Origin of the sequence: Chryseobacterium tructae (assembly GCF_030409875.1) — a bacterium.
Taxonomy (GTDB): domain Bacteria; phylum Bacteroidota; class Bacteroidia; order Flavobacteriales; family Weeksellaceae; genus Chryseobacterium; species Chryseobacterium tructae.
Genome location: NZ_JAUFQR010000003.1, coordinates 803,000 through 825,664 on the forward strand (window position 1 = coordinate 803,000; position 22,665 = coordinate 825,664).

Below are 22,665 nucleotides of genomic sequence, written 5' to 3' on the forward strand. Positions count from 1 at the left end.
TAGTACAATTTTATTTTTTTGTCACCTTAGTAACTATGTTTTTTTGATCGCTAATGATTCTTAGTAAATATGTTCCTTTAGATTCAGGCATCTTAAACCTTAGTTCGTCTTTATCATTAAAATCTATTGTTTTCATCCATTGTGATGCGGCATTATAAATCTCAACTTTTACCGTTTTAGGGTTCTTTGTGAACTTCAGGCTAACCTCATCATTTGTAGGATTAGGGTATACTACAACATCTCTTCTTTGCTGCCTATCAATAGTATTAACAGATAAGGTAGTATTTGGTGAAATCTTCCATATGTCTTCCCCGGTAAAATTGCTGCCATATTTTTGAAATCCTACAATGTATAAGCTATTTTTAAAAGAGAAAATAGAACTTCTTCCCGAACTGTTAAACTGAGGAAGGTAATTAATAAGGGTGTTATTTATAGGGCCATAAGGAAGAACTCTGAATTCGGGAAAAGATGCTACTAATTGAGCATTACCGGAACCTGCATATTCAAACAATTCTGTTGTGAAGTTATTCTGATCTCCTCCTAATAATGAGGTTGTTCTTACGAAATATATATTCCCATTATATCCACATATACCAGTATAATCATAATTTCCTCCCGGTGTGGTAATATTTTCCTGATGAATTATGATAGGAGGGTTGATTCCGTCATATTTATAGATATAATATTTGTTATTTGCAATATTATAGAAGTATAAATTATCATTATAGACTGTTAAGAAAGAAGGATTTGAAGAGCTGGCTCCCTGTGTTATGTCTAAGCAGTTAATACTATTGTTCGCATCGTCATAATAATAGATCTCAGTGCCATATTGAGTTGTTCGATTAATGAAAAATAGTTTGTTTTTGAATTTTGTTAAATAGTTTGGATAAGCTCCAAATTGATCATTTTCAGATGAAACTATGCTTGTTGTCTGATTATTTGTGGGATTGTATTTTTTAATAGTATTGCTTGTTACCGTATTATCCTTCCATGTTTTATAGAATAAGCTTCCATTGTGCTCTGTATTGCTAAAAATAAATGGAGGGTTCCAGTAATTTTTATATCTACTGGCTGTAAATTGATATGTGGTATTTATATTTTGGTCTATATAACAAGTATTGTTGATATCACCAGTATAGTAGAACCCTCCCAAAAATGGGGTAAGGTTTTCAAAAGTTTTGCAGCCAGAGGGAAAAGAGGTTGTATTTACTTTATGAACTAAGGTCTTTGAAATGGTTTCATCAAAATACCAAAGTTCTTTATGGCTTCCCACACTATTGGGACTAGCAATTTGAGGTTTAGTATAAAAGATTTTATTATTACTATTTACTAGTTCCCCCGCCCAAAGGTTTGAGGTATCATTTACCTCATTACCATTATCATATTTTAGTTTATAAGGAGGATTTTGCCCGTCATAAGCCCAAACTGAAAAAGTGCTATCCTGCCCTGATGCTTGGCAGTCTTTATAGAATTTATAGACCAGAAAATTTTCTGTTTTTTCAAATATATGAGTATATCTGTTTGAACGAGATGGATTGGTATTACCACAGTAATTCGTAACGTTCACTAAGTTATATTGTCCATATCCAAGGAAAGGAAGCAATAAAAAAAATATTTTTTTATTCATCAGTTAAATGTTTTTTGTGTTATCCTAAAGTACAAAAAATTATAATACTTAGCTGACAAAGATTAAAATATGTAATTTATTTCTATTTGATTTTCATTGTTTTACCTTGGTATTGCGAATAAAGCTTTATATAGAATTGAGTTGGAACGCTTAAGTAGTATCAAGTGTATATTCATTAAAAAGCGAAGAGAATCTTCGCTTTTTAATGATGGTTATATGTTGAGTGTTTTTTTAGATTACTTAAAATCCATAGTTATTAGCTTTGTATTTTAGTTGCAGCCAGAGCAATAAGAACGATCCACATACTGCTTGCTATTTCCGGAGTAATAATAACAACCTCCTCTTGAGCCAACATACAATTGGTTACCATTGTAAGTGCAACCTCTACTGGTTGAGCTTGAATAGGATCTTGGTGAAGAATAGCTAGATCTTGTTGATTTGCTTTTTCTGCTGGTTTTAGTTTTTCCTTTTCTTGGGTTTTTGGTAAGTAATTCTTTTGTTGAAGTAATGCTGGCTGTAGAGGCCGAAAAGTTAGTAGGTAATAAAAGTCCCAGTCCCAGAAGACTGGTGAAAAGTAGTTTTTTCATAGTATTTGTTTTTTGTTATTAGTTTATTATCCTCGATGAATGATAGCTTCATTTAAAGCGCTTACAATTTTTTGAATATAATCTCTGTCTTTTGAAACAATGCTATTAGCTTCTCCTGCATTTGTGCTTATTCGAACAGCGTATTCATTTTTAATGTAGAAAATTAACCAAACCCCTAAACCTAAAAGTATTATTCCTATCCAAAAAATATCTTTTGACAAAAGAAATGCTAGTCCTACAAATATCATTAGAATGGCTTTTGTCTTACTTTTAATAATTTCAAAAATATGAACAGAAGAAATATTTCGCATTGCATATGTTTTTGATTGGGTGACAAATCTTGATTGTGTAACAACTACAGAGCTATCTTTATAAAATGTAGTTTCAGTTGGGGTTGAGGTTTCCATGATGGTGATTTTTTAGAGGTGTTATTTGGTATGACAGTCCTGAGAGCAATAATAACAACCATTTGATTGAGGGTAGTCTTTTTTTGCTTCTTTTACAGCTTCTTTACATGAAGAAAATGTACCTAGATATTTTCTATTATCAATGGTTGGGAGCCTATAGCAGTTTTCATTATGAACCTCATGATCGCCATTACTTTGTGCATTCTTGTTTACATAATACTTTTTCATGTATTTTATTTTAATTGGTTTAACATTCCAAAAGTATAACCCTTTATAGGCCTATCCTTACGGGAAACCGTAAAAACAAAAAACCTTTCAAAAAGTTGAAAGGTTGTATAAAATTACAGGCTTTGTTTTCCCCTAAATAATTCCCAGATCTTTACAAAAAGCAACAAGCTGTTCATTATTGGTGATCCCAAGCTCTTCTTTCAGGCTATTCAGCTTCTTTTCTACACTGCTCAGACTGTTGGGTTTGATGTTGTTGTTTTGGAGATATACAGGGATGTTTTTTTGAAGAACGCCTTGTGATAGGAGAGAAACAAGAGTGGTGTCATATTCTGAAAACTCATAGCTGTTTAGCTTTTTTACTTCCTGTTTAAGATCAAGCGAGAGATAATTGTTCCCTTCATATACTGAGGCAATTGCTTTTTTTAAGTCTTTGGCATCATTTCTTGCCTTACGGACAAAGCCGTTAATTCCATATTCTGTAAAAAGAGAATTGATAATGCCGGATTTGTGTTCAGAAGAAAACACAATAGTTTTCAACGAAGGCTGTAGATCTTTTATGGTTTTGATGAGTTCTTTACCGTCTTTAATCTTTTGCTCATGATGATCTTCTTCAAAGGAGAGATCCGTAATTAATAAGTCATAGAAATTAGTTTCCCGGATTGATTTTTGAATTTTTGCTACTGCATCATCACAATAATAAACATAGTCTGCATCGGAAATATTAAGATCTTCCAGTGTTCTCTGTACAGAAATACTGCTGCTTTCGTGGTCTTCGGCTATTAAAATTTTTTTGAACATTTCTTTTTTCATTTTTAAGATGTGGGGAATGAAATATTGACTTTCAATCCTTTTTCTGTTGTATTGTCAAAAATAATTGACCCCTTTATTTTTTCAATACGGGAAACCGTATTTGATAATCCATTTCCATGGATAATTTCTCCTGGGATTCCAATTCCATTATCCTTATACTGAATGTTTATTTGGGTATTATTTTTTTCAAATTTAAAAACCACAAGACTGGCCTGACTGTGCTTTTTCATATTGACCAACAGCTCACGGATAACTTGAAAAATTTCATTTTGTACAGTTCCACTTACTTCATTCCATATATTTTGACTGTTTCCGGTAAGAAACGGTTTTATATGATCGCTTTTAAAGGAATCAATGAGTGTGAATATTTTTTCAGCAAATTCTACGGTATCTTTAGTCTCCGGTTTTTCATAGGATATATCTCTGGATTTTTCATAAACGAATTCCAGTTCATCCAGAGCCTTCTCTTTATCAAAATTTTCCTGATTTTCAATTTTTGTCATTACTTGATAAATCCCGTTGGCTACTACATCATGGACTTTTTTAGACATTTTGAGTTGAGTATTTTTTACTTCAAGTTCCTTTTCTTGCTGAAGTTTTTTTTGTCTTTTCTGATATAAAATGATACCGATAATTAGAAGAGCAACAAGTAACGCTGAAAGAAGATATAGCCATAATAGCTGGATCTCATTCTCTGCTTTCTGTAATTTTAGTGACTGATTTTCTAAATTCTTTTTTTCTACATCATACCTTATGGTTGCAAATTGATTTTTTGCTTTGTTTCGTGAAATTTGAACACTGTCATTTAGTTTCTGAAAATCTTCAAAATAGACCAGATTATTGTTGGGTTTTAGGCTAATTATTTTTTGTAATGCCTGAAGCTGATCTTCAATACTATTATTTTTTTTAGCCGTATTGAGCATTTGCTCGGCAAAATAGAGTGCCTTCTTTTTATCTGAATCAGAATAAAAATTTGATAAAGTGGCATAACTCGAATTTTCACCTACACTGTTGTCTGCTCTTTTTCTAATTTCAAGAGCTTTATAAAATTCAGGGAGAGGATTATAATTTGTATTATCAAAATTTTTAGCTCTTGCTAAATTATTAATGACCATAGCATATTTCAAACTATCTGTTGTAGGTAATGCAAGCTGTATATTTTTTATGGCTTCTTTATAGTCTTTTAAAGTAATCTGTACCGTCCCAAGATTATTTAGAATCATATATCTATACTCTTTAGCAGATGTATATTGAAGCGCTTTTTTATAATACGTGATACAATCTTCAAATTCATAAAGATAGGAGGAACATATGGCCATGCTATTAAAATTTGAAGCAAATGTTTGACGGCTTATGCTGTCCTCTTTTTTTCCGAGATATCGATCTGCTTCAAGTGAGGTTTCAATACTTCCATAGTAATCTCCTTTACTTTCCTGAAGTATTGCCATATTTACCAGTGCTTTGGCTGCGCCTACAGAGTCTTTTGTATCCAGATAAGCATTTTTTGCCAAGTTGAAATAATAGAATGAAGAACCTGTAGTATCGGTTTTAGCTTTTTCATAATACTTCTTGGCTATTCCATTTCCCGGCTCAATCTGCTTGTCATTGCATGAGAATAGTAGTATAGCAAGAGATATGATAAAGAGTTTTTTCATGGATTACTTTGTGGTATCCAAAGTAAAAAAAAAAGAACAGATTATACAATCTGTTCTTTCGTATTTATTAAGGCAACATACCCGGAGGGGGAAGTTGGCCTGTATTGCCTCCTGTATTACCTCCGTTTCCATGGCCATTTCCGTCACCTGTTTCCGTTTCAGGGTCTTCTTTGGCACTTAGAGTGATGATATTTGGCTTTTGATTATCATTATGGTGTGTTGCGTTGGCATTATTAGTAAATGCTAAAAGTAGCATCATAAAAAACTGGATCATTCCTTAAAAATTTAAAATTTGTGCATTTCTGTAGTTGCCGGTGAAACTGATCACAGGTAGAGCTACACGATTAAAAAATTTGAAGCGCTTCTAAATTTTTTGGGAAGTGAACCTTCAAAAACGGAGGAGAAACATCTGCTTCCCAACCCGGAGTTTTCCTCCGTTTTATCTGGTGATTTTTGAAATCAGTTTTGTAAATTTGTTTGTAATGTTTTGTGTTTCACTGATCTCTGATGCAAAGATGCTACAGAAAAGAGGGCAAGGGTTAGAAAGATTCTGGAAAGTTTTTGGAAAGTTTTTTGGTGAGCTGTACGGAAACCCGTAATGTTTTTGATTTAGGACTTCATAATTTTCAACACAATAACCATGAGTATGTCAAAATTTTTATCCGAAAAGAAAAAGTTATTAGAAGATGTTTATAAAAAAGCTTCATCTGAAGCCACAGAGACATCATTTAATGGAATTATTCAATATCTTGATCGAACTTTGAAAGACGAATTTGAACCGCTTAGTTATAAATCTTTTGAAAATTATTATAAAGCTATAGTAGAAAATGATGAAGATTATAATATAAAAACATCTACTTTGGATAATTTAAGTAGATATTTAGGATATGAAACGTTTAAAGATTATCGATCTGAATGGAGAACAATGGAATATACTATTCAACAAGCTATTTCTAAAATTGTAATAACAATCATTAATAAGCCTATTCTTGCGATGCCAGGGGTTTTAAAACAAAATGGATTAGGAATAGCCGGAGCCTTTTTGATTATCAGTGTTCTAATAGGGAATCATTATTCATCAAAAGGGAAGAGTAATACCCCGTTAAGTTTTTTTGGGGCATCTGTTGAGGAAAGAAGTTGTATGTTTTGGGAAGATAATGAGTACAGGTTGGCCAATTGTGAAGATAAAAATCCCCAACGTAGTCTTATACCAAAAGATACTGTTCAGTTGAGGTATTTTAAAAGGATTACAAGAAAGGATACTCTTACGATAGATAATGCCTTGGGAAAGACTTGGTATTCGAAGTACAATGGGAATGTTGAGTTTTTTACGATGGATGGAGTAGACCCTGATACAGGACGGGAACTAAGAGCTTCTACAGCTTATATTATTGATAAATATGCCGGGTATTGATAAATAAAAAAGCGGGATATAAAATATCCCGCTTTTGTTATCGTTTAGCTTTTATTTTTTCGGAGGTAATTGCCCATTATCTCCACTTGTATCCTCAGTTGATTCACCTGAATTAGATATTGAGCTTTGTGCCGTTATTATGGCTATGTTATTTGATGCTATTGCATTGGTTGTATTGTTGGGAAACGCTAATCCCAATAGCATTACAATAAATTGAATCATTTTTATGGTTATAATAGTTTTATGAAGGTTACTCTGTTTTCAGCATTCCAAGTTCTCCAAAATACTTTTTAAACTTCTGAATTTTAGGGCCTACTACAGCACTACAATAAGGTTGGGTAGGGTTATCATTGTAATACCCCTGATGATATTGTTCTGCAGGCCAAAATTTTTCAAAAGGAGCCAGTTCAGTGACATAAGTTCCTGCCCATCTTCCTGATTCCTCAGAAGTTTTGATAGCTTGTTCTGCCTTTTGTTTTTCAGCATCATCTTTATAGTAAATTACGGAACGATATTGTGTCCCGATATCATTCCCTTGTCTGTTAAGTTGGGTAGGATCGTGTAGAAAGAAGAAGACATCCATTAATTGCTCATAGGAAATTATGGAAGGATTATAAGTGATCTGTACTACTTCTGCATGACCTGTTTCTCCGGTACACACTTCCTGATAAGTGGGATTATCCTTGTGACCGCCGGAATATCCTGAGATGGCAGCATCAACGCCTTTTAACAGATTGAAACAGCTTTCAACACACCAGAAACATCCGCCACCGAAAACGATGGTCTCTAAATTATTGTTATCCATTTTTTTGGTAATTGTATTGTTTTTGCTGCATTTCTCATGACCTTGATCGCTATGAAAAATGCTAATCAAAAGTAAGAAAAACTTCATGGATTTTGATACGGATCTCATGAATTGTTTTCATAGATAATGCTAATGATAAAAAAGCATGTGAGCCTATATAAATATGTTTTTCTAACCAAATAGCCACATAGAAAATATTTTATATTCGTTAATTCGTGGCAAAACAAAAAAGCGATCTCACATTGAGATCGCTTTACATATTATTAAGTATATCAGTTATTTTTCCCAAACCAAAGCACTTGCTCCCAAAATAGCAGCATCGGCTTCGTCCAGCTCACTGAATACCAGTTTTACCTTATTTCTGAAGATAGGCAATAGATTCCTTTCCATATGAAGTTTAGCAGGCTTTAAGATAAAGTCTCCAGCTTTGATTACTCCTCCAAATAAAAGAATAGCCTGTGGTGAAGAAAACATCACGAAATTAGCTAATGCTTCTCCTAGTTTTTGTCCTGTATATCTGAAAACTTCAATAGCAATCGGATCTTCCTTCATCGCACATTCGTATACGGTTTTAGAATTGATCTCATCTTCAGGATATTGGTTCAGCATAGATTCCGGGAACTCGGCTCTCATTTTCTTAGCTGTGATCGTAATTCCCGTTGCAGAAGCGTAGGCTTCTAAACTTCCTTCAGATCCTGTACTCCAGTGTTTTCTTCCTCCTGGTTTTACAATAGTATGTCCCAGTTCTCCTGCAAAACCATCGTGTCCGTAGATGAGGTTTCCATTGGCGATAATTCCGCTTCCTACTCCTGTTCCCAGGGTAATCATGATAAAATCCTTCATTCCGCGAGCAGCACCAAAAAGCATTTCTCCCAAAGCGGCAGCATTAGCATCATTGGTTACCGTACAAGGTAAATTGAATTTTGCGGTCATGAGTTCAGCAAAAGGAATGACTCCTTTCCAGGGTAAGTTAGGGGCTAATTCTATTGTTCCTTTGTAATAGTTGGCATTGGGTGCTCCTACACCGATTCCGTCAAAGTGCTTTTCTGAACCATGTTTTTCCATTAAAGGATAGGCATGCTCGTATAAAGCGTCGATGAAATCTTCTACTTTATCATAGGCATCGGTTTTAAGGTTTCCTTTATCCAGAACTTCTCCACGATGGTTTACAATTCCGAATTTGGTATTGGTTCCGCCGATGTCAACTCCAAGGGCAACCTGTTTTGATAAATCTATTAATGACATTTCTATTATTAAATTCTAAGGGCTAAAATTATAAAAAAGATTGTATTAATAACTTATTAACCTGGTATTATTTAAAAGATTAAGCTGTTTTTACCGTTTTTTTCTTTCTTCTTCCCCACCAGATCATAAAACCTGTTACTGGAAGTGAGGCACAGATAAGGCTTACAATAAAAGCTAAAATCTTTGTTGGAAGCCCCAAAATAGCACCTACGTGGATGTCATAATTGGCGCTGACTACCTTCTCACCGAAGTTTTTGTCCTTTGGATCATGGGTATGTAATAATTCTCCTGAGTTTTCATCAAAAATAAGGCTGCTGCTTTTATGATAAGAATAGGAAAGGTGTTTTACATATACTTCAAAATTAGGATGCTCATGATCATCCATATGCTCATGCCCAAGATCTATGGCAAAACCATTGGAATCGGGATATCTTTTTTCAACAGTACTGATGATCTTATCAAGAGTGGTCTCTGTTCTCATTTCTATCGGAGCCTTTGTTTTGATATGAGAGAAATCCGGATATTGGGTTTCGCCACCGGAAAATATTACATAGATCATTGCCTGAACAACAAAGAATGCATAAAACAATCCTGTGATTGAAAAGATAAGCGCGAAAATTGAAGCATAAAAACCAAGAACATTATGAAGGTCATAATTCTTTCTTTTCCAGCTTTTAATGTTTTTCCACTTGAAAGAGAAACGTTGTTTTCTTGCCGCTTTATTTTTAGGCCACCATAAAACAATTCCGGTAATGAGCATGATGATGAAAATGATAACTGGTATTCCTACCACATAAGTTCCCCAATCCTGTTTCAGCAAATAACTCCAGTGAATCATTTTTACAATATTGAAAAACCCGTTTTTCTCATCATACACACGAAGAACCTTTCCGGTGTAAGGGTTCACATAAGCCTGTTTATAGATAGGAAATTCATCAAAATAATTCCAAGCATCCGTGTTGTGTTCGTACCAGAAGAACATATAGGACATCTTTTTGTCGATAGGTACATTTACCCAATGGATTGGATATTTCTCTTTTACCTGCTCAGCAACAGCCTTTTCCATAACTCTGATGGGAAGAACCTGCTTTTGTTCGATATTCTGTTCGTGATGGTAAATAACATCTTTTCGGGTATAGTTTTCCACTTCATCTTTAAAGACATACAATGCTCCGGTAATGGAGATAATAAAGATTAGAAAACCAATGACCAGCCCAAACCATAAATGGAGTTTGGCAGACCATTTTTTAAAAAATCCCGGCTTTTTCTTATGATGATGATTTTTCTTCATATAACAGTTAAAGTTCTGCAAAGATAAACTTTACTTTTTATTTAGATTAATTAAAATTTATATTCAAGTATGAATGTTCCTCTCATTCCCAGCGAATTGACGAACTCACTGTCTCTGGCAGACCACCAAGCAATAGAAGGTTGATAAAGTCTGTTTAAAACGTTTTCAATTCCTAAAGATACTTTCCAGTTCTTGTTAATCTCACCCCCAAGTTTTACGTTAAATACGGTGTAATCAGGCACAAATCCTTCTCCATAGGTGTATTGATTTTTGGCATCCGGTTGAAATCTGTTTTGCTGAAAAGAGTGAAGCATGTCAATACCGATGAAAGCTTGTGGAATTGGTTTCACCTGTATATAAGCAAGAACTTTTGGAGCAGAAATTCTGCTGTTATTGATTTTTGCTGAATAATTTCCATTATCATCCGGAGAAGTAATTCCTTCCATCCAGCTATAGCTTCCACCAAACTGAAGCCATTTAAGAGGAGTAAAGTGCAGGAAACCTTCCACTCCATAAATAATCTCCGGAGCTCTTTTAATTGTTAACGCTCTGTCTGCACTCTGAACAAAAGTAGCTCCAAGTTTAGAGGTACTTACATAAGAGGTAAGTTCATAATTCATCCAGTTTGAAACCTGTCCTGTTGCTCCCAATTCGTAATTGTTTACGATAATAGGTTTTGTTTCAAGGTTTTTGATGGTTTCGGAGGTTGAGGTTCTTAGAATTCGTCCCAGTTCATTGATCGAGTAGGCTTGTGAAAAGCTTCCGAAAATATTGATAAACGGTTCAATATTGTATCGAACTCCGATATTTCCTACCAGCGCATTGTAATTTAATTTTCCTCCTGCTACTGGAATACTTGGTGTAAATGTGCCATTATTTTTAATGACAGAAAGCGTATTGAAATCATCTACATTTACTTTGATGTTTTCATATCGAAGCCCTCCTTTGATGGTTAATTTTTTGAAAAGATCAATTTTTGCCAATAAAAAGGGCGCAATATTGGTCATATTCATGTTTGGAGTCCAGAAACGACCGTCTTCCAGTTTCTGTACAGTTTCATCATTAAGGATATCAGCTCCATAGATAATTTCTGCCTGAGAGTTTTGGGTATTCCAAAGTTGAGTATCAAAATTAAATCTTGCCCCGGCTTTTTTAGAAAGAACATTAGACTGGCCACCATTGAAAAAAGTGTCGCTATACCCATAAACGGTTTTAAAATCCTGATAATAAAGATTCACATTTAATGCAGTTCCGGCGAACAGATTTTTATTATCATAGCTTACTCTGATGTTATGATTTCTTGGAGTTCCCTGAGGAGTTGTTTCGAGACCTTTTCCTAATCCTTCGCCAATGGTAGGATCAGTGCCATAGGTTCCTGTATGTAATCCCAGGTTCAGGTTTGATTTTGATGAATACCCAATATAGGAGGCTTCAATCCTTTGGTTTTCGTTGATGTCATAGCCTAATTTCAACATTCCGTTGTAGTTGTCCATTTTTGCCGTGCTGTATGTTGGACTCAAATAGACTTTATTGGCGTCTTTCATATAGCCTGTTCTTTCATAGGCTAAGGAAAGCGTGTAGTCGAACTTATTGATCTTCCCTGATAAAAGCTGGCTTGCTCTTACTCCTAAAGTTCCTCCTGAAAATTGGCCAGTGAAGCCTACTTGTGAAATTCCGGAAATAGACTTATTCGTTTTATTTCTTTTTGTGATATAATTGATAATACCTCCGTCTGCACCGTTCCCGTAAATGGATGAAGCTCCTTTGATGACTTCTATTCTTTCAATAGCTGAGGGATCAATTACTCGTAGGTCTCTTGCTCCATTTCGAAGGGGAGTAGATTGAGGAACTCCGTCTATTAAGACTAGCACCTGGCGTCCTCTTAAAGTTTGTCCCGTATTAGAAGTCTGGCCGGAATTTGTTCCTAAACTGGGAACCGTGTATTGTAATATACTTGTGATGTCTGAGTTAACAGTTAATTGAGACTGTATCTGCTTTTCTCCAACTACTGTTATGGAGCTGGGAACCTCTTTAATGTTCTCCTTTTTTCTGGAAGCCGTCATCACAACCTCATCCACATTTTGGGTTTGTAAAGTATCTTTTACCTGGCCGAAAACTATTGTAGTTCCCAGACTGGCAGCTGATAAAATTGCTTTTTTCATTATATTTTCTTTCCTTGTTTCTTTCTTTTTCCCCACCAGACCAAAAATCCGGTAACAGGGAGTGAGGTGCAGATAAGACCTGCGATAAACCAAATGATTTTTCCAAACAATCCGAAATAAGATCCGGTGTGGACATCATAATTGGCGTTCGCATATTTTTCTGCAGCTTTGAGTTTGTGATGAGGTTTATTGGCTAGTAGTTTTCCCGAATATTTATCGAAAGTAAGCAGGTTTCTTTCACTGAATCTTCCATCCTGACCATACACAGTGACTGGAAGGTTTTTGAGCTCCTTTCCTTTTTTATTTTTTCCATTTAAAGTAATTCTGAAACTGGATGATCCTGCATATAGTTTTTCGGTTTGTAAGGCTGTTATATCAAAAATATCAGACCTCTTTGCCATCAATGAATCCGGGGATTTGATTTCCTTTTCTTTTGGTGATTCCCAATAACCGGATATGGCAAGATTAAATGAATTCTTCACATACGGATAGGCAAAATAAATCCCGGTAACACTCATCACCAGTGCAATGAATGAGGCATAGAATCCCAATACATTGTGAAGGTCATAGTTTTTGCGTTTCCAGTTTTTTACATTTTCCCAGTTGAACCAAAATCTTCCTTTTCTGGCATTTTTATTTTTCGGCCACCATAGAATAATTCCGGTAATCAGCATGATAATAAATAATACAGTTGGAATTCCCGTTACATAAGAACCCCATTCTGAGTTCAGTAAAAGTCCCCAGTGGATATACTTCAGAATATTAAATACATCATACTTTTCATTGTAAACAGCAAGAATTTCTCCGGTATATTGGTTAACATAAACCTGCTTATTGATGAGAACCTGTTGAAAATAATTCCAACCTTTCTTACTCTTATCATAGTATAAGAAACGATAGGATTTATTTTTATCCAAAGAGATTTCAACTGAGCTTACAGGATATTTTTCGTTAAGTTCCAAACTTACTTTTTCACGAAGAATATTGATGGATAAAGGGTTTTTATTGATCTCACCGGGTTTTACATAGATGGCTTCTTTACGAAGACTATTTTGTACTTCATCCTTAAAAACGTACAAAGTCCCCGTAAGAGAGACTATGAAGACAATGAGACCAACGGACAAACCAAACCACAAATGCAGTTTGGCAGACCATTTCTTCGTTGGAGAAATTTTCTTTTTATGGAGATGCTTTTTTTTCATAGTGAAAAGTTAGCCCTCAAAAGGGCTAACTTTTATTTTTTAGAATTTATATGCTAAAGATATTCTGAAGTTTCTAGGGGCTTCGGCCTGATAGTAATATCCACCTCTTTGGGTGTTATTAGCATCCGCCATAGTGAAGTTAATACTGCTTCCACTATACAGATATCTGTTGAAGACGTTGAAAACATTCAATCCCACTCTGAACTTCGTGTTTTCCCAGGATAGTCCAGCGTCAAATTTCAGATAATCATTCATTTGCAGAGGAGCGTTGATACTTCCCCAGTTCCAGCTGCTTCTTCCTCCCAGGAAGGTTCCACCGAAGCTTAGACCAAATCCTTCCAATTCTCCTTCAGTAAATGTGTAGTTTAACCAGCCATTAACTGTATGCTTGGCATATCCGGGAACCAAATCTCCTTTGTTTGCTTTCTGTGTCGTTTCTACGAATTTATTTTCAGTGAAAGCATAATTAAGGATAGCGTTAAATCCTTTAGCGATTTCTCCTTTCAAATCAAACTCTACTCCTTGTACTCTTGTTTTTCCAAGAAACACAGAGAAAACTCCTGTAGGATCGGTAGGATCACCACCGATTGCATTGTTTTTGTTAATGTTATATAAAGAAAGAGTAGTATTCCATTTCCCATTAAACCAGTCTCTTTTGAACCCAATTTCCATACTGTTTCCGGTGATAGGTTTTGCTGTTGTTCCGTCTCTGAACAACCCGGATTGTGGTGTAAATGCCTGGTCATATAATGCATAAGCGGAAGTATTAGCATCTATAGAATAACTTAATCCGATACGTGGCGTTATTTTGTTGGCCTCTGCTTTAGTTCCATAACTATTCTCATTTACATGGGTATAACGTGCCGCAACGGTTAAACGAAGAGCATCATCAAGAAATCCTAATTCATCTTGTAAATATAACCCTGTATATTCCTGTTCAATAGTACCGTAAGGAGTTGCTCTTTCTAATAAAGACTTTCCTTGATTATTAAATTTAGGATAGCCTGCACTAGGAGGTGTATATGTACCAGCATTAAGATCAAAAGGGTTTTCTTGTGTATCCAGGGCTCCACTGCTTGACCAGTCTGCCAGATACTTCTTTGAACCAAAATCGAGCCCAGCCAATACTTTATGAGAAACAGATCCGGTTTTCAAATAACCATTTAAAAATATCTGACCAAATTTCATGATATTACTCGCTTCCCAAAAATTAAGAGTTCTTATAAATTTTGTATCTGAAATAAATTTCCCCGGCCAGATATCACTTCCCATAGTATATTCATTTACATAGGAAAGTTGGGTTGTTAATTTCCAGTTTTCGTTAAATTTGTGCTGTAAGTTTAAGTTAACAGTATGGTTAGTGATTTTTGTAGGATCAATTCCCGGATCTGTAACAGTATATTCTACAGGTTTTTTACCATATCCTTCAAAACTATAAACGTAAGCAGAGCCTACTTCAGACATTTTTGCTTTCTGGTAAATATATTCAGCAACCAACGTTGTGTTATCCGTCAGCTTCACTTTTAATGATGGATTGATGATATATCGATCATTAAACTCATAGTCTCTGAAGCTGTTTTTATTCTGAGCCATTAGATTTAATCTAAATGCTACTTTATCAGTAACTTTCGTGTCAATATCTGCTTCACCTCTATACATATTAAAACTTCCAAGGGTTACTCTTGCCGTTCCGTTCAGAGAATTTCCTGTAGGTTTTTTAGTAACAATATTATAAATACCACTTGGTTCTCCGTTTGACATTAGGAATCCAGACGGGCCTTTGATGAATTCAATATGATCTACATAGCTCATATCTTCACTTAGCGGACCCCAGTTAGAAGTTACATTCACTCCATTCATGAAAGCGGCAGCTCTGGATCCTCTCATATTCACTCTGGTGTACATATCTCCCCAGTGTTCTAATCTTTGAGCTCCGGCAACATTTCTTAGCACTCCGTCACTTAGAGTTGTAACCTGTTGGTCTTCTAGTGCTTTATTAGTAATGATGGAAATATTCTGAGGGATTTGATAAGCGCTTCATCCAGACGAAGAGAAGATGATCCCTGTTTTTCTACGTATTTCTTATAATATCTTCCATTAACCACTACTTCTTCAATATTATTAGATTTAATAGTGTCCTTTTCCTGTGCAAAACTTAACATTGATGTTAATAATGCAGCTCCTATCGTCAGTTTTTTCATTGTTTATAAGGGGTAGTAATTTATTGTAACAGTTTAGAATTTATAAGTAAGTGTTCCTACAGCATTAATTAACCTTTGCGGATTGGCTGTTGTGTATCCGATCCAGTAATGTTGATTGGTAAAGTTATCTACCTTAACACCGATTCTGAATTTTCCGGCATCATAATACGCACTGGCATTCAGGACTACATAGGATGGTAATGTAAATACTTCATCAGTGTTTTTTGCTGTATTTAAGTTATTGACAATCTTATTTTCGCTTGCATAGTTTCCTCCAATTCCGAATCCTAATCCTTTAAGTTTTCCGTCAAGAAACTGATAGCTTGCATAAAGGTTGGCTAGGTAAGGAGATCCTGACGTGTTCGGTCTTCTGTTAAGAACAGTATCATCAGACTGAGTATATTTTGAATCATTATAACTGAACCCTGCAATGGCTGTAAAACCTTTTACCAGATAAGCATTGATTTCAAGCTCCACTCCTCTGCTTACAATGGTTCCATCCTGGATTTTTGCCATTGGATCAATTGCACCGATAGCATTTCTTAAAACATCTTTTACTTTAATATTATAATAGCTGAATGTAGAAGATATTTTTCCGTTGAACAGATTGGTTTTGATCCCTCCTTCTATCTGGTTAGCCTGTTCCGGAACAGGGGTTACCGTTGCACCGGATGCATTTACATAATAATCAAGGTTTTTAAAGCTGTTTTGGTAATTTCCAAATACAGAAACCTTATCTTTTATAAGTTCATAGACTACTCCTAATTTTGGAGAAAAGAAAGTCTGGTTTAGCTTTTCTTTTTCCTGAGGATCTGTAAGGCTTGTACTGCCGGGTTTATTGCTGAAGTTATCCACTCGCAATGCCATCAATACATTAAGGTTTTTGGTAATATTTAATACGTTGGAAATGTATACCGCATAGTTTTCCTGTATCCCGTTGATGAGGTAAGGCTTTTCATTACCCGCCATAGCTGCATACTGTACTTGTAATGCTGAGCCATTGAAATTTGTATAATCAAAGGCCGTATGTAAAGGAACCGGAATTGATTCTCCTTTTGCATTCTTATCAAATCCATTCACATCGTAGAAGTTTTGATTGTTATTTACTCTTAAATAATCAAAACCAACCACGACTCTGTTTCTTAGATTTCCAATATGAAAGTCTCCATTAAAATTCTGTTGGAAATTAAGAGATCTTTTTCTGCTGTCTCTGGTAGACTGGTCACTTCTGTATACTCTGTCTGCATAATCCCCGGAAAAATATAAATAAGGCATAAATCCGTTAGAATAGCTGGAAGATGTACTGAAATTAGTGGAAGAAGTAATCGTATTTGAAACTTTATAGTTAACCTGCCCAAAGAAGTTAATGCTTCTTCCTGTATTGGTAAGGTCTTTTCCTAAGTAAGAATTTCTATAATCAAGATTAAGATCCTTGATGTTATTGACCTTTTGTAAGTAATCTCCCGAATAGAAGAAGAAGGTCTGATCGCTCATATTCTTCATCTGGAATAATTCCATATCTAGATTAATAGTTAAGCGGTCGGTGGGTTTATAGCTTAGACTTGGTGCAATAGCAAGGTTTCTTCTGAATCCTTCCGTTTGAAACGTACCTTCGTTGGTGTAAGCCGAATTTAATCGGAATAATAGCTTTTTATCTTGAGTTATAGGGGTATTAATATCTACCGCTGCTCGGTATGTATTATAGCTTCCACCTCCCAGGCTGACATTTCCACCAAATGTATCATAAGGCTTTTTAGTCACCCGGTTGATAACTCCACCATAGCTTGACAGTAAACTTCCGAATAATGTTCCTGAAGGGCCTTTCAGAACTTCTACTTTTTCAAGGTTAATGGCATCAATAGTTCCTGTTACAGCTCCTAATACTCCGTTTCTTAAAGAATTTGATGATACAAAACCTCTTAAACTAACGTAAGCTCCTCCATCGCCTGCTCTACCATTGGATGTCCACATATTTTGGAGACCGGTAATGTTTTTGAAGGCATCATCAACGGTGTAAATTCCTTGATTTTCTAAAATGACTTTATCAATACTTGAGTAAACCTGTGGATTTTCAATCGCCTTTAAAGGCATTTTATTGGAAGACTCACTGTCTTTTTTTATATATGTATTAATGATTACGGCATCAATGCTTTTTGTTTTGGTAGAATCTTTTTCTTGGGCAAAAGAGAATACAGAGCCCAGCAAAGAAGCACACATCAGTACATTTTTCATGAAAGTCAAATTTTATGCAAATATATTGTTTTTAACTATTCTAAATAAACAATAATATTGATATTTGTCATAAAAATATTATACAATTAATAACAAAAAACCGCTCAGGTCAATGCCAGAGCGGTTTTTTAATAATATTGTTAGTGATTTCTTATGCAGGAATTTCTCCTTTGTATAAGAATGATATAATCTCTTTATTCAATTTCTCCATCATTTCGCTGAATAAATGGAAAGATTCCTGTTTGTAGATCACAAGTGGATCTTTTTGCTCATAAACAGCTCCTTGAGAAGATCTTCTTAAGTCGTCCATTTCACGAAGGTGAAGCTTCCAGTTCTCATCGATGATGGATAAAGTAATATTCTTTTCAAAATCATTGATTAAACTTTCACACTGAGTATCATAAGCTTCCTTAAGGTCAGCTACAATAGTCATTGTTTTGTGCCCGTCTGTGAAAGGAACCTGGATCATCTTGAACATTGTTCCCTGGTTTTGGTAAACATTCTCAATGATTGGGAATGATTTTTCCTTCAATAGGTTCAGCTTCATTTGATAATCTTCCTGAGCGGCTTGGAATAAGATATTCGTTAGATCCTGAACGGTTTTATTATTAAAATCATTTTGGGAAACCGGAGATTCCATGGTAAATGTTTTAATGATTTCGTATTCAAAATCTTTATAATTTCCTGTAGCTTTTCCTTTCGCAACGATAGAGTTGGCTACATCGAAAATCATATTGGTGATATCATATTTCAAGTGATCTCCGAATAGAGCATTCTTTCTTCTCTTGTAGATTACGTCACGTTGTTTATTCATTACGTCATCATACTCAAGAAGCCTCTTTCTTGTTCCGAAGTTATTCTCTTCTACTTTTTTCTGAGCTCTTTCAATAGATTTACTGATCATAGAGTGCTGAATTACTTCACCTTCTTTATGACCCATTCTGTCCATCATTTTAGCAATTCTTTCAGAACCGAATAAACGCATCAAGTTATCTTCAAGAGAAACGTAGAACTGAGAACTTCCCGGATCTCCCTGACGTCCCGCTCTACCTCTTAACTGTCTGTCAACACGTCTTGAGTCGTGTCTTTCAGTACCGATAATTGCTAAACCTCCTGCTTCTTTTACTTCCTTAGAAAGCTTGATATCCGTACCACGACCCGCCATGTTGGTAGCAATGGTTACAACTCCCGGCTGTCCTGCACCTGCAACGATCTCTGCTTCTTTTTTGTGAAGCTTCGCGTTCAATACCTGGTGTGGAATCTTTCTTAATTGAAGTGCCTTTGAAAGCAACTGAGAAATCTCAACTGAAGTTGTACCTACCAATACAGGTCTTTTTGCAGCAGTTAATCTTTCAATTTCTTCAATGACAGCATTATATTTTTCTCTATTAGTTTTGAAAACTAAATCTTGTTTGTCATTTCTTAAAATAGGACGGTTGGTTGGAATAACTACAACATCCAATTTGTAGATCTCCCAAAGCTCACCAGCCTCTGTTTCAGCAGTACCCGTCATCCCCGCAAGTTTGTTGTACATACGGAAATAGTTCTGAAGGGTAACCGTTGCAAAAGTTTGAGTAGCTGCCTCAATTTTTACATTTTCCTTAGCTTCGATCGCTTGGTGAAGACCGTCAGAATAACGTCTTCCTTCCATGATACGACCTGTCTGCTCGTCAACGATTTTTACCTCACCATCAATTACCACATACTCATCATCTTTTTCAAATAGTGTATAGGCTTTCAATAGCTGGCTCATCGTGTGAACTCTTTCAGATTTTTCAGCAAAATCAGCAAAAAGTCTTTCTTTAGCTTCGAATTCTTCTTCTTTGGTTAAATCCTTCGCTTCTACTTCAGCAATTTCAGTCCCAATGTCCGGAAGCACAAAGAAATTAGCATCAGAGTTCCCTTGAGACATGTATTCAACACCTTTGTCTGTAAGGTCTACCTGATTGTTCTTTCTTCAATTACAAAGTAAAGATCTTTATCTACGATCGGCATGTCACGGTTGTTGTCCTGCATGTATTGTGCTTCAACTTTCTGAAGCAATGCTCTGTTTCCGCTTTCCGATAAGAATTTGATTAATTGTCTGTTTTTAGGAAGACCTCTGTATGCCTGAAGCAATTTGAATCCTCCTTCTTTAGTGTTTCCTGCTGCGATTAGTTTTTTCGCTTCATTAAAAATAGCAGAAACAGTTTTTTTCTGAACTTCAACAATTCTGTCGATAGAAGGCTTAAGAACATCAAATTCCTGTCTGTCTCCTTGAGGAACCGGACCTGAAATAATCAATGGTGTTCTTGCATCATCTACCAATACGGAATCTACCTCATCCACGATCGCAAAGTTCAATTCTCTTTGTACCAGTTCTGAAGGTGAAGTTACCATGTTGTCTCTCAGATAATCGAAACCAAATTCGTTGTTGGTTCCATAAGTAATATCCGAGTTGTATGCTTTTCTTCTTCCGTCTGAGTTCGGTTGGTGGTTATCGATACAATCGATAGACATTCCGTGGAACTGATACAATGGGCCCATCCAAGCCGAGTCTCTTTTCGCAAGGTAGTCGTTCACCGTTACTACGTGAACCCCTCTTTCCGGAAGTGAATTTAAGTAAATAGGTAATGTTCCTACCAAAGTTTTACCCTCACCGGTTGCCATTTCGGCAATCTTACCACTGTGAAGAATAATACCTCCGATAAACTGAACATCATAGTGGACCATATCCCAAACTACTGGAGTTCCGGCAGCATCCCATGAGTTTTTCCAAACAGCTTGGTCTCCTTGGATCGAAACGAAATCTTTCCCTGCAGCAGCTAGTTCTCTATCCCAGTCACTTGCTGTTACACGAATTTCTCCATTCTGTGCCCATCTTCTTGCGGTTTCTTTGATCAATGCAAAAGCTTCCGGAAGAACCTGAAGTAGAACTTTTTCTTCAATTTCGTATGATTCTTTCTTTAAAGACTCAATTTTTGAGAAAAGAGCTTCTTTCTCATCAACGTTTGTTGAATTTTTTATCTGCTCTTTAATCTGTTCTATTTGAGCTGTGATCTTGCTGGTAGCATCTTTAATGTTTGCTTTAAACTCAGCAGTTTTTTGTCTCAGTCCATCATCCGACAATTGTTGGATGTTAGGTTCTACAGCCTTGATTTTTGTTACAACTTTTTTTACTTCTTTTAGGTCCTGCGCTTTTTTGTCTCCCAAAAACCCTTTAAGAACTTTGTTTAAAAAACTCATAAATTTTTTGCTTTATGCTTAATGCAAGATGCTTTAAGCGTTTTAATGACACGCTTATCGTGTAAGTTAATATATAAAAAAGGGCAAAAAAGCTCTAAGCTCGTAGCCTAAAGCTTATCGCTTTATTAATATTCGTCCTCGTTCCAAAGGAAATCCTCGTCTGTTGGATAGTCACTCCAAACTTCTTCGATAGATTCATAAATTTCTCCTTCATCCTCAATGGCCTGAAGGTTTTCAACTACTTCCATAGGAGCACCAGTTCTGATTGCGTAGTCAATAAGCTCTGCTTTTGTCATTGGCCAAGGTGCGTCACTTAGATATGAAGCTAATTCTAATGTCCAGTACATAATTTTCTAATTTTTTGCAAAAGTATAAAAATAGGTTGTATAATAAACTTTTTTATACTTGATTTTCAATTCTTTTTATAATATTTTCTTGTAAATGTCTGTCACCAACTGCATGGCAGCCATGTCAGCAATTTACTATTGTCGTTTTCTCAAAAACCATTCCACAAATTTTTTTATGCCATTTTGGAAGTCTGTGTCAGGTTTATACCCTATTAAAGTCTTAGCTTTGGTAATATCGGCATTAGTTTTTGTGACATCTCCAGGCTGCATTGGCAGAATTTTTCTGTTGGCAGTCATTTCCAGGGTATCTTCTATTGTGGCTACCATTTCTGTTAAAGTAACGACCTGGTTTTCTCCTAAATTAAGGATTTCATACACATTGGAATTATTTTCTAAGTAAAGAACAGATTTGATAATCCCATCAATAATGTCATCAATATAGGTATAATCTCTGGCGGTAGTGCCATCCCCATAGAAAGGAATTTCTACACCTTCTGAAATCAGCTTCGTAAATTTATGAATGGCAAGATCTGGTCGCTGTCTTGGGCCGTATACCGTAAAAAATCTTAACTGAATCATGTCAATATGATAAAGACTATGATATACATGTCCCAGAACTTCTCCGCATTTTTTTGTTGCTGCATAAGGAGAAATAGGGTTGTCTACATTATCAGTTTCTGCAAAAGGAACCTTTTCATTGTTTCCGTAAACACTTGATGAAGACGCACAAATAAATTTTTTGATATTGAACTCTTTGCATAACTCCCAAAGATTCATTGTTCCGCGAACATTTACTTCTTCATACTCCAAAGGTTTTTCAATAGAAGGACGAACACCCGCTAATGCAGCCAGGTGAATAACCATATCAATAGAGTGGTTCCTGAAAATGTCTTCAAGACCTTTTTTGTCTCTGATATCCTGATAGTAAAGGGAATATTTGTCAGAATGAGAAAGAGAAGTCAGATGTTGAATGTCAGTTTCTTTGTCAGAAAATTCAAAATTCGAAATTATATCGATAGACTCTAAAGTATTTTTAATTTTTACCTGATAGCTGTAAAAATCATCAAAATTGTCAATGTTTATGACAGAATGTCCATTTCTTAATAATCGTTCAACTAAATGGGAACCAATAAAGCCGCTACCGCCTGTTACAAGATAAATCATCAGTGGTTTTTTATGAATACAAAAATATAAATTTTACTTTTTGAAAAATATAATCATTAAATT

General features: G+C 35.4%; 18 protein-coding genes and 1 pseudogene. 1 reads left to right on the plus strand and 18 read right to left on the minus strand.

Translation table 11 applies throughout. The annotated features are described in order from the left end of the window. Nucleotides 1-10 precede the first annotated feature (10 nt). From QWZ06_RS27385 to QWZ06_RS27415, 7 genes are all read right to left on the minus strand, one after another. Complete coding sequence (locus QWZ06_RS27385) at nucleotides 11-1,627, minus strand: T9SS type A sorting domain-containing protein (protein ID WP_290302303.1); 1,617 nt, start codon at nucleotides 1,625-1,627, stop codon at nucleotides 11-13. Nucleotides 1,628-1,896: 269 nt separating this feature from the next. Further along, nucleotides 1,897-2,214, minus strand: coding sequence for a hypothetical protein (locus tag QWZ06_RS27390; protein ID WP_290302305.1), 318 nt, complete (start codon nucleotides 2,212-2,214; stop codon nucleotides 1,897-1,899). A gap of 26 nt (nucleotides 2,215-2,240) precedes the next feature. Further along, nucleotides 2,241-2,621 carry a DUF6232 family protein gene (locus tag QWZ06_RS27395; protein WP_290302307.1) on the minus strand — a complete coding sequence of 127 codons (381 nt, stop codon included), beginning with the start codon at nucleotides 2,619-2,621 and terminating at the stop codon, nucleotides 2,241-2,243. A 21-nt stretch (nucleotides 2,622-2,642) separates the two neighbouring features. Beyond that, entirely contained in the window at nucleotides 2,643-2,849 is a 207-nt protein-coding gene (locus tag QWZ06_RS27400; protein WP_290302308.1) for a hypothetical protein, read from the minus strand. A 132-nt stretch (nucleotides 2,850-2,981) separates the two neighbouring features. Continuing rightward, nucleotides 2,982-3,659: a response regulator gene (locus QWZ06_RS27405; protein WP_353960044.1), complete on the minus strand. Its 678-nt coding sequence runs from the start codon at nucleotides 3,657-3,659 to the stop codon at nucleotides 2,982-2,984. A 2-nt stretch (nucleotides 3,660-3,661) separates the two neighbouring features. Further along, on the minus strand, nucleotides 3,662-5,314 hold the full coding sequence (locus QWZ06_RS27410; RefSeq protein WP_290302309.1) for a tetratricopeptide repeat-containing sensor histidine kinase: 1,653 nt from the start codon (nucleotides 5,312-5,314) through the stop codon (nucleotides 3,662-3,664). A 67-nt stretch (nucleotides 5,315-5,381) separates the two neighbouring features. Further along, nucleotides 5,382-5,588 (minus strand): hypothetical protein, encoded by a 207-nt coding sequence (locus QWZ06_RS27415; RefSeq protein WP_290302311.1) that lies wholly within the window; start codon nucleotides 5,586-5,588, stop codon nucleotides 5,382-5,384. Between the two features lie 372 nt (nucleotides 5,589-5,960). Here QWZ06_RS27415 and QWZ06_RS27420 point away from each other — a divergent pair, with 372 nt between their 5' ends. Further along, a complete protein-coding gene (locus QWZ06_RS27420; RefSeq protein ID WP_290302312.1) occupies nucleotides 5,961-6,728 on the plus strand; it encodes a hypothetical protein in 768 nt (255 codons plus the stop codon). Between the two features lie 250 nt (nucleotides 6,729-6,978). Here the strand turns inward: QWZ06_RS27420 and msrA are convergent, their stop codons facing one another. From msrA to QWZ06_RS27475, 11 genes and pseudogenes are all read right to left on the minus strand, one after another. Next, on the minus strand, nucleotides 6,979-7,533 hold the full coding sequence (gene msrA / locus QWZ06_RS27425) for a peptide-methionine (S)-S-oxide reductase MsrA (protein ID WP_290302313.1): 555 nt from the start codon (nucleotides 7,531-7,533) through the stop codon (nucleotides 6,979-6,981). A gap of 276 nt (nucleotides 7,534-7,809) precedes the next feature. Beyond that, the gene (locus QWZ06_RS27430) at nucleotides 7,810-8,778 is read right to left on the minus strand and encodes an ROK family protein (RefSeq protein ID WP_290302314.1); all 969 of its coding nucleotides are present in this window, start codon (nucleotides 8,776-8,778) and stop codon (nucleotides 7,810-7,812) included. Between the two features lie 79 nt (nucleotides 8,779-8,857). Further along, entirely contained in the window at nucleotides 8,858-10,069 is a 1,212-nt protein-coding gene (locus QWZ06_RS27435; protein ID WP_290302315.1) for a PepSY-associated TM helix domain-containing protein, read from the minus strand. 50 nt (nucleotides 10,070-10,119) lie between these two features. Continuing rightward, nucleotides 10,120-12,231, minus strand: a complete 2,112-nt coding sequence (locus QWZ06_RS27440) for a TonB-dependent receptor (RefSeq protein ID WP_290302316.1) — start codon at nucleotides 12,229-12,231, stop codon at nucleotides 10,120-10,122. Next, a complete protein-coding gene (locus tag QWZ06_RS27445; protein WP_290302317.1) occupies nucleotides 12,231-13,433 on the minus strand; it encodes a PepSY-associated TM helix domain-containing protein in 1,203 nt (400 codons plus the stop codon). The genes QWZ06_RS27440 and QWZ06_RS27445 overlap by 1 nt, the downstream gene beginning before the upstream one ends. Before the next feature lie 39 nt (nucleotides 13,434-13,472). After that, the gene (locus tag QWZ06_RS27450) at nucleotides 13,473-15,458 is read right to left on the minus strand and encodes a TonB-dependent siderophore receptor (protein ID WP_353960049.1); all 1,986 of its coding nucleotides are present in this window, start codon (nucleotides 15,456-15,458) and stop codon (nucleotides 13,473-13,475) included. After that, the gene (locus QWZ06_RS27455; protein WP_290302319.1) at nucleotides 15,419-15,634 is read right to left on the minus strand and encodes a hypothetical protein; all 216 of its coding nucleotides are present in this window, start codon (nucleotides 15,632-15,634) and stop codon (nucleotides 15,419-15,421) included. Before QWZ06_RS27455 ends, QWZ06_RS27450 begins: the two co-directional genes overlap by 40 nt. Before the next feature lie 33 nt (nucleotides 15,635-15,667). After that, nucleotides 15,668-17,866, minus strand: a complete 2,199-nt coding sequence (locus QWZ06_RS27460) for a TonB-dependent siderophore receptor (protein WP_290302320.1) — start codon at nucleotides 17,864-17,866, stop codon at nucleotides 15,668-15,670. Between the two features lie 151 nt (nucleotides 17,867-18,017). After that, nucleotides 18,018-21,091: pseudogene (gene secA, locus QWZ06_RS27465) on the minus strand (preprotein translocase subunit SecA). A gap of 125 nt (nucleotides 21,092-21,216) precedes the next feature. Next, nucleotides 21,217-21,438 (minus strand): DUF2795 domain-containing protein, encoded by a 222-nt coding sequence (locus QWZ06_RS27470; protein WP_002662059.1) that lies wholly within the window; start codon nucleotides 21,436-21,438, stop codon nucleotides 21,217-21,219. Between the two features lie 135 nt (nucleotides 21,439-21,573). After that, nucleotides 21,574-22,602 (minus strand): GDP-mannose 4,6-dehydratase, encoded by a 1,029-nt coding sequence (locus QWZ06_RS27475; RefSeq protein WP_290302321.1) that lies wholly within the window; start codon nucleotides 22,600-22,602, stop codon nucleotides 21,574-21,576. Between the last annotated feature and the right edge of the window lie 63 nt (nucleotides 22,603-22,665).